This window comes from Kribbella sp. NPDC056345, from assembly GCF_042262745.1.
Classification (GTDB): Bacteria; Actinomycetota; Actinomycetes; order Propionibacteriales; family Kribbellaceae; genus Kribbella.
Genome location: NZ_JBHJQQ010000018.1, coordinates 131289 through 139083, shown reverse-complemented (window position 1 = coordinate 139083; position 7795 = coordinate 131289). Strand labels below are relative to the sequence as shown.

Sequence of the window (7795 nt, the reverse complement as noted above, 5' to 3'; positions counted from 1 at the left end):
GAATTCAGAGTCCGGTAGTTGCCGTGTAGCGCGCCTACGCTCCTAGGTGCGCCCTACTCCGGCTGCTAATGTGTGGCTAAAGGCATAACCGTCCCGGCGGTCATCCACTGGGTGTCGCCGTTGGAGATGACACCGCCACCACCGTTGGAGTCCTGGTGCTCCATGATCCCGTCGAGCATGTACGTGACGGTCTCGAAGCCGCGGTGCGGGTGCCACGGCGTGCCCTTCGGCTCGCCCGGTGCGTACTCGACCTCACCCATCTGGTCCATGTGGATGAACGGGTCCAGATCCTTCAGGTCCACGCCCGCGAACGCCCGCCGTACCGGGAAGCCCTCGCCCTCGTAACCACTCGGCGCCGACGTCACGGACCGCACCGCCCGCTCCCGCGCGACGGCCGGGTCCGGCTGGTGAATGCGGGGCAACACAGTGATGTCACTGACGGTCACGGCGGGCATCAGGGTCTCCTCTTGGCTAAGTAGTTCAAGAATAAACTATCTACTCGAACCACGGCAAGGCCGCTCGGTATTCCCCCTGCTCCCCATGGCAGACTCTTGCCTCGTGACAGCGCAGATTCTGGATGGCAAGGCGACGGCGGCGGCGATCAAGGACGAACTGAAGGTCCGGGTCGCGAAGCTGGCGGAGCAGGGTGTGGTTCCCGGGCTGGGAACGATCCTGGTCGGTGACGACCCGGGCAGCCGGGCCTATGTCGCTGGCAAGCACCGCGACTGCGCTGCGGTCGGCATCGCGTCGATCCAGGTCGAACTGCCAGACACCGCCACCCAGGACGAGATCGCGGCCGAGGTCGCCAAGTTGAACGAGGACCCGGCCTGCACCGGCTTCATCGTCCAGCTCCCGCTGCCGAAGCACGTCGACACCAACACCATCCTCGGCCTGATCGCCCCGGCCAAGGACGCCGACGGCCTGCACCCGGTCAGCCTCGGCAAGCTCGTACTCGGCCAGGACGGTCCGCTCCCCTGCACCCCCAAGGGCTGCGTCGAGCTGCTCCGCCGGTACGACGTACCGATCGCCGGCGCCCACGTGGTCGTCGTCGGCCGTGGCGTCACCGCCGGCCGCCCGATGGGCCTCCTCTTCACCCGCCGCTCCGAGAACGCCACCGTCACCCAGTGCCACACCGGCACCACCGACCTGGCCGCCGTCGTCCGTACCGGCGACATCGTGATCGCCGCCGCCGGTTCCGCCGGCCTGATCACCGCCGACATGGTCAAGCCCGGTGCCGTCCTCCTCGACGTCGGCACCAGCCGCTCGGCCGAGGGCAAGATCGTCGGCGACATCGACCCCGCCGCCCGCGACCAGGCCGCCTGGATCGCCCCCATGCCCGGCGGCATCGGCCCGATGACCCGCGCCATGCTCCTCACCAACGTCGTCGAGGCCGCCGAGTCCACCCCGAAACGAGCGTGACGTGCTGATGGCCGGCGAGGCTCAGCGCCGTACCACCGAATGGCCCCTGGCCGTCGCCCTCCTGGTAGGCCTCACCGGCCTCGTCATCCTGACCTTCTACAACTGGCGCAACGGCATCCTCATCTTCGCCGCCGCCCCCGGCGTAGCAGCCCTCCTCCGAGCCACCCTCACCGACCGCGCCGCCGGCCTCCTCCACGTCCGAGGCCGCATGTTCGACACCGCCTTCCTCTTCCTGGCAGCCATCGCCATCGCCACCCTCGCCCTCATCGTCCCCAACTGAGCGGGACGGAGCGGGCGGGTCACTTGCCTTCGGCGATGCGTTCGTGGTGGTGGATGACCTCGGCGATGATGAAGTTGAGGAACTTCTCGGCGAAGACCGGGTCCAGGCCAGCTTCGGTGGCCAGGGAGCGGAGGCGGGTGATCTGGCGTTCTTCGCGGGCCTTGTCGGCCGGCGGGAGGCTGCTGCGAACTTTGAGTTCGCCGACCTGTTGGGTGCACTTGAAGCGCTCGGCGAGCAGGTGCACGAGGGCGGCGTCGATGTTGTCGATGGTGCCGCGCAGGCGGGCGAGTTCGGTCTGGGCGTCCTGATCAGTCACGCCTCTACTGTGGCGCATTGCTCAGGTCTGGTCGGCGGCAGGTTCGTTGAAACGCCGAACAGCCAGTTGGCAGAACTCCTCGACTTCGTGCGGGTCCGGTTCCTTGCCTGCCAAGAGCATCTTGGCCTGCAGTTGCTCCGACCGGGCGCCGTCGTACTCCTCGACCGTCGCGGTGGTGACCGGCTGGACGACGATGTGCAGGTGCTTACGGCCCTGTCCGCCGTGCGCCCAGGAGCTCACGTAGGTCTGCTCTGGTTCGAGGATGGATTCCACGACCTGCGCCGTACGGCGTAGTAGTGGGCCGAGCTCGTCGGCCGCCTCAACCGTCAACTCAGCAACGGCAACCACGTGGTCACGTGGACTCAGAACCAGCGTTCCCAGGTTCATGGACCCGACCACGTGGTTGACCACCCAATGGTCCGACTGGTGCAGCAACCCACCCGCTACCTCGAGACGTCCGGAGACGACGTCGCAACCGAGGCAACCTTCAACGTCCATGTGCGCTCCAGGTGAGGGTGAGAAGTTCGTCGAGATTGTCGGGGTGCTGTGAGTCTTGGGCTATGCGGTTACGGTGGCGGGTGCCACAGGTGAGGCATTGGTGGACGAGCATGTAGCCCTTGGCGGAGTGGTGCTCGAGCATGATCGGACGCATGAGTGCGCCGCACTGGTTGGCGCGGTCTCCCGGGGTGATGTCCACGTGCAGGGAGTACAGGCATTCCGGGCAGTGGTTACGGTAGCTGCCGTTGGTCAGCGGGCTGACCGCAGAACCGCACTGGGCACAGGTGAACCCGGTGTTCTCGGTGGATCTGCTGATGGTGCTGCTCCTCGCGAGTCGAAAGATCGTTGACTCGGAGGTGCAGGGTTCCGTTTGTTCTCTTCCTGGCGGAATCTCAGGCTGGACTGGGGATTGACGCGATTCACCGCTCGCCTCTCGGGCGGGCGATTACTTCCGGTTCCTACTTCATCAGGGCCTGTTCCATCCCTGAATCCGGACCACTGCCGGGGTTGTGTTCTTTGTCCCGGCCACTGTCACGCAGGTTCCCCCACGTGCCACCGGTAGGTGTCATCCAGTCGCACTGACGTCGGCGTCGTCCCCTGTCAGACAGCGTCAGCAGTACGTCGGCAAGCGGTCACGTCACCTCCTTGGCAGCTCTGGACAGAGCTCTGAACGTATGATCCTGCCCACCAGCGGTCAATGGAGTTTTCGCCCGTGGAGCTTTCGTGGACCTATCTGTTCTGGTCCAACTGGCAGACCGTCACTCCGGCTGCCCGTGATCGCGCCCGCACAACCATGCCAGTGTCGAAGGTAACGAGCACCACATCGAGCCCGGTGAGATCTTTGAGTGCGCTGGCAACTTCGACGAGCTCCATGTCTGCATCCAACAGACGCACGTGGTCGACCTCTTCCGCAAGCACCCGGACATCGATCGTGCCGTGCTGGCTGGACTCGGGCAGAGCAACCGGCGATCCGGGACGGAGGGCCATTTGGTTGAGCAGTTTGAGGGTACGTCGTGCTCGCGACTTCTTTGCCTGGTTACGTTTGGCGCGATCGAGCTCGTCGATGACGACTAGCGGAATCGCGATGTGGAGAGGTTCCAAACCATCGGCCCTCACTACCTCGGCCCAATCGATGTCGGGAAACTCGTCCGCGTGTTCCAAGAAGATGTTGGTGTCGGGAACGATGATGCAGCCGGCCCTCTCCGACGACAGCCACATGTCCACCTGGGCGCGGAGCGTGTTTCGTGCCGCCGTTAGCACAGCGACAGCTTGGTCTAGTTCCAGCTGCACGGCCTGGACGGTGACAAGGCCAGTATGGGTGAGTCCCTGAATGAGCCAGTAGCGCTGGGTCAGGATCAGCCGGTTGACATCCTCATGGCTGAGGCACGTCCCGAGTGACGCCACGGCACCGTTCGCCCAGCGGACGTACTTCGCGTACTGATCCCGCTGATCACTGCCACGGGCATCAGCCGCAGCGTTGATCAACCGGTCGAAGTGTTCCAGGACAGTCGTCGCGCTCGCGCCTGGAAGCAGTCTCACTACCACGCTTACAGCCCTTCATGAGTACGGCGATTGCAGGTCGCGGCGCATCCGACGAGGAGAGCTCAGCGTCGCGAGCTGAAACGACTTGCTCAGCCACCAGTGTGGTCGCCGCGCGGTAGCGCAGGGCCTGGGCGGTAGCCCGGAGGGAGACTCAGGGCGGGTGGGGGAGCGTGCGGGACGGGAGCGAAGCGAGCGGTCCGTGCGCGGGGGGAGGTGGGCGATGAGCCCACACGCTCCCCGCGCAGCGGGTGGCGTATTAGTGGAAGAAGTGCCTGGTGCCGGTGAAGTACATGGTGAGGCCGGCTTTGGTGGCGGCTTCGATGGCTGCTTCGTCTCGGATGGAGCCGCCGGGCTGGACTACTGCCTTCACGCCGCCTTCGATGAGGACCTCTAGGCCGTCGGGGAAGGGGAAGAAGGCGTCGGAGGCGGCGACTGAACCTGCGGCGCGGTCGCCGGCTCGGGAGACGGCCAGGCGGCAGGAGTCGACGCGGTTGACCTGGCCCATGCCTACGCCGACCGAGGCGCCGTTGGCGGCCAGGAGGATGGCGTTGGACTTGACGGCGCGGCAGGCCTTCCAGGCGAAGGCCAGGTCGGCGAGCAGCTCCGGAGAAGCAGCCTCCCCAGCGGCGAGGGTCCATGCCGACGGGTCGTCACCGGCGGCCTGGAAGCGGTCGGTGTGCTGCAGGAGGAGGCCGCCGCTGATCGGGCGCATCTCGATCTGCTCGGCGCCGGAAACCTCGGGGGCGACCAGCAGGCGGATGTTCTTCTTGGCCTGGAGGACCTCGACGGCGCCGTCCTCGAAGGCCGGGGCGACGAGGACCTCGGTGAAGATCTCGGCGACCTGCTTGGCGAGTTCGACGGTGACCGGGCGGTTGGTGGCGATGACGCCGCCGTACGCCGAGACCGGGTCGCACTCGTGGGCGCGGCGGTGGGCCTCGGCGATGTCGTTGCCGATGGCAATACCGCACGGGTTGGCGTGCTTGATGATGGCGACGGCCGGCTCGGCGAAGTCGTACGCCGTACGGCGGGCTGCGTCGGAGTCGACGTAGTTGTTGTACGACATCTCCTTGCCGTGCAGCTGTTCGGCGGCCGCGAGACCACCGCGGCCGTTCACGTACAGGGCGGCCGGCTGGTGCGGGTTCTCGCCGTACCTCAGAACAGACTTCTTGTCCCAAGCAGCGCCGACCCAGCCAGGGAAGCCGGAGCCGTCGCTGGTGTCGGTCAGCACGTTGCCCATCCACGAGGCGACCGCGACGTCGTACTCGGCGGTGTGGATGAAGGCCGCGGCGGCCAGTTGCCGCCGCTCCTCCAGGGAGAAACCACCTTCGTCGAGGACGGAGTAGATCTGGTCGTACTGCGCGGGCGACGTGACGATCGCGACGCTCGGGTGGTTCTTCGCGGCGGCGCGGACCATCGACGGACCGCCGATGTCGATCTGCTCGACGCACTCGTCGGGCGACGCACCGGAGGCGACCGTCTCGGTGAACGGGTACAGGTTGCTGACGACCAGGTCGAACGGCTCGACCCGCATCTCCTTCAGCTGCTCGACGTGCTCCGGCTTGCGCAGGTCGGCGAGGATCCCGGCGTGCACCATCGGGTGCAGCGTCTTCACGCGACCGTCGAGGCACTCGGGGAACCCGGTCAGCTCCTCGACCTTGGTCACCGGGACACCGGCCGCGGCAATGCGAGCGGCGGTGGAGCCGGTCGACACCAGCTGGACTCCGGCCTCGGACAGCGCCTTGGCGAGCTCCTCCAGACCGGTCTTGTCGTAGACGCTGATCAGCGCCCGGCGGATCGGCCTGCGGTCGGTGCTCACTTCAGTCGAACCTTTCGTCCGGTGATGGTCCAGCCCTGACGGACCAGTCGGCCGACCCACTCGACCAGCTGGCGGCGTTCGACCTCCTTGATCCGCTCGGTGAGGGTTTCCTCGGTGTCGTCGTCCTCGACGGGTACGACGACCTGCGCGATGATCGGGCCGGTGTCGACTCCGCCGTCGACGAAGAACAGGGTGGCGCCGGCGACCTTGACGCCGTACGCGAGCGCGTCCCGCGGCCCGTGGATCCCGGGGAACGCCGGCAGCAGCGCGTTGTGGGTGTTGATGTAGCGGTCGCCGAACGCGGCCAGGAAGTCGTCCCCGACCAGCTTCAGGAATCCGGCCGACACGACCAGGTCGGGCTTGTACTGCGCCACCGACGCGGTCAGCGCCTTGTCCCAGTCGGTCCGCTCGGCGTAGTCCTTGACCTTGTGCACGAACGTCGGCACACCCGCGGCCGCGGCCCGCTCCAGGCCGACGGTCCCGTCGCGGTCGGCACCTACGGCTACCACCTGAGCGCCGTACGCCGGGTCGGCGGCAGCGTCGAGGAGGGCCTGCAGATTCGACCCGGAACCCGAAACGAGCACGACGAGCCGAGCGGGCTCAGGAGTGGGGGCAACCGGGTCTGTCACGCCGGGCAGCCTATCGCTCGGCTTCGGGCTCCAGTTCAGCCGGTCGGCGGGCAGCCACCACGGCCGCGGTGATCGCGGCCCCGATGGCCATCCCGGCCGTCAGTACGCCGGCCGCCGCCAGTGCGGCCGGGATTCCGACCGAGGCCATCCGCCCCGGCCCGGCCGAACCACCGGACAGCGCCATCAGTAGGTAGAAGGCGATTCCGGCGAGTAGGGCCGCGATTCCGCCGCGTAGCGCGAACGCGTCCCAGCCGAGCGCATCAGCGTGCTGCTCCTCGCGCCCACGCCGTACGACGACCAGTCCGGCCATCGCACCGGCTCCCAGCGGCACCAGCGCGGTCAGCACGAGCAGATAGGTCGGAGTGGAGCCATCTGCCGGTACGGCGGCCAGTAGCGGGAGCGCAGGCAGATTTCCGACATCCACGCCGGTCGGGGCGATCGTCGTCCCCGTACCGAGCTGGAACCCGGGCCCGGCCAGGAAGGAGACGCCGTACAGGACCATGTTCGGCACCAGCATCAGGCAGAGCGCGAACAGCACGACCGACCCGATCACTCCGGCGTCGAGCAGCTCCAGCATCGCAGTGACCCGGGAGAAGTGGATCGCGAGCAGTACGCCGTACAGGACGGAGGCGACTGCGATCACGGTCAGTACGGCGGCTGCAGCGGCCGGTACGGCGTCGCGCAGGCCAGGCGGAGTCGCATCGGCGATGTCCGCAGCCGCACCGGACTCGACCAGTACTCCGATCGTCCCGGCGACCAGTGCGAGTGATGCGGTCCCCAGGAACGCGGAGAGCGGTGAAACGTGCACTGCGCCGTCAGCCGTGAGCAGGGCGACGATCAGACCGCCCAGACCGTAGACACCGGCGTACACAGCGGACAGCAGGATCAGATCCTTGGTGTGATCCGCCGCACTGCTGCGGGCCGCGGACTTGCCGCCGCGATAGAGGCACCAGGCGAAGAACAGGGTCAGACCGAGTGGCGCGATCGAAATCGTGCCGGTGTCCAGCGTCACACCCGCCTTGTGCGCGACCAGCCAGGCGGACGCACCGGCCCGGATCGCTCCGGACGCACCACCGAAGGTTGCAGCCAGCCAGCCGATCACGGCGACCGCCGTACAGGTGAGCAGACCGGTGAGCAGGCACGCGCCCGCCGACAGCACTGCGGACAGGACCACCGGCTTCGTCGGTACGGCGTCCACAGGGCCCGGCGGAGGGGCAGAATCGCCGCCGGGGGCGCCCGGGCGGCTGAGCATGTCGGTCATCTGACTCCCATCGTCGCTCTGCTGCTGGACACCG

10 protein-coding genes are annotated in these 7795 nt (G+C 67.3%); 2 read left to right on the top strand and 8 right to left on the bottom strand.

Translation table 11 applies throughout. The features are described 5' to 3' along the window. Positions 1 to 65 precede the first annotated feature (65 nt). Positions 66 to 455 carry a pirin family protein gene (locus ACFCV3_RS38605; protein ID WP_376039322.1) on the bottom strand — a complete coding sequence of 130 codons (390 nt, stop codon included), beginning with the start codon at positions 453 to 455 and terminating at the stop codon, positions 66 to 68. A 103-nt stretch (positions 456 to 558) separates the two neighbouring features. On the opposite strand from ACFCV3_RS38605, the gene ACFCV3_RS38600 reads away from it, so the two are divergent. Together ACFCV3_RS38600 and ACFCV3_RS38595 are read left to right on the top strand one after the other, a co-directional pair. Beyond that, positions 559 to 1419: a bifunctional methylenetetrahydrofolate dehydrogenase/methenyltetrahydrofolate cyclohydrolase gene (locus tag ACFCV3_RS38600; protein ID WP_376039319.1), complete on the top strand. Its 861-nt coding sequence runs from the start codon at positions 559 to 561 to the stop codon at positions 1417 to 1419. A 7-nt stretch (positions 1420 to 1426) separates the two neighbouring features. Further along, positions 1427 to 1699: a DUF3017 domain-containing protein gene (locus ACFCV3_RS38595; protein ID WP_376039333.1), complete on the top strand. Its 273-nt coding sequence runs from the start codon at positions 1427 to 1429 to the stop codon at positions 1697 to 1699. Positions 1700 to 1718: 19 nt separating this feature from the next. Here ACFCV3_RS38595 and ACFCV3_RS38590 read toward each other — a convergent pair whose 3' ends face one another. The 7 genes from ACFCV3_RS38590 to ACFCV3_RS38560 all read right to left on the bottom strand — a co-directional run bounded on the left by ACFCV3_RS38590 (position 1719) and on the right by ACFCV3_RS38560 (position 7761). Then, the gene (locus tag ACFCV3_RS38590) at positions 1719 to 2033 is read right to left on the bottom strand and encodes a chorismate mutase (protein WP_376039316.1); all 315 of its coding nucleotides are present in this window, start codon (positions 2031 to 2033) and stop codon (positions 1719 to 1721) included. 3 nt (positions 2034 to 2036) lie between these two features. Beyond that, positions 2037 to 2513: an HIT family protein gene (locus ACFCV3_RS38585; protein WP_376039313.1), complete on the bottom strand. Its 477-nt coding sequence runs from the start codon at positions 2511 to 2513 to the stop codon at positions 2037 to 2039. After that, on the bottom strand, positions 2503 to 2829 hold the full coding sequence (locus tag ACFCV3_RS38580) for an RNHCP domain-containing protein (RefSeq protein WP_376039330.1): 327 nt from the start codon (positions 2827 to 2829) through the stop codon (positions 2503 to 2505). The genes ACFCV3_RS38585 and ACFCV3_RS38580 overlap by 11 nt, the downstream gene beginning before the upstream one ends. A 413-nt stretch (positions 2830 to 3242) precedes the next feature. Further along, complete coding sequence (locus ACFCV3_RS38575) at positions 3243 to 3998, bottom strand: PIN domain-containing protein (RefSeq protein ID WP_376039310.1); 756 nt, start codon at positions 3996 to 3998, stop codon at positions 3243 to 3245. 313 nt (positions 3999 to 4311) lie between these two features. Further along, positions 4312 to 5871, bottom strand: a complete 1560-nt coding sequence (purH, locus tag ACFCV3_RS38570; protein WP_376039307.1) for a bifunctional phosphoribosylaminoimidazolecarboxamide formyltransferase/IMP cyclohydrolase — start codon at positions 5869 to 5871, stop codon at positions 4312 to 4314. Further along, complete coding sequence (purN, locus tag ACFCV3_RS38565; protein WP_376039305.1) at positions 5868 to 6500, bottom strand: phosphoribosylglycinamide formyltransferase; 633 nt, start codon at positions 6498 to 6500, stop codon at positions 5868 to 5870. Before purN ends, purH begins: the two co-directional genes overlap by 4 nt. Before the next feature lie 10 nt (positions 6501 to 6510). Beyond that, positions 6511 to 7761 (bottom strand): DUF6350 family protein, encoded by a 1251-nt coding sequence (locus tag ACFCV3_RS38560; RefSeq protein ID WP_376039303.1) that lies wholly within the window; start codon positions 7759 to 7761, stop codon positions 6511 to 6513. Positions 7762 to 7795: the final 34 nt, after the last annotated feature.

Excerpts from the sequence above, each read along its gene's own strand:
- ACFCV3_RS38605 (WP_376039322.1), bottom strand. The coding sequence starts at position 455 with ATGCCCGCCGTGACCGTCAGTGACATCACTGTGTTGCCCCGCATTCAC.
- ACFCV3_RS38595 (WP_376039333.1), top strand. The coding sequence starts at position 1,427 with ATGGCCGGCGAGGCTCAGCGCCGTACCACCGAATGGCCCCTGGCCGTC.
- ACFCV3_RS38590 (WP_376039316.1), bottom strand. The coding sequence starts at position 2,033 with ATGCGCCACAGTAGAGGCGTGACTGATCAGGACGCCCAGACCGAACTC.
- ACFCV3_RS38585 (WP_376039313.1), bottom strand. The coding sequence starts at position 2,513 with ATGGACGTTGAAGGTTGCCTCGGTTGCGACGTCGTCTCCGGACGTCTC.
- ACFCV3_RS38560 (WP_376039303.1), bottom strand. The coding sequence starts at position 7,761 with ATGACCGACATGCTCAGCCGCCCGGGCGCCCCCGGCGGCGATTCTGCC.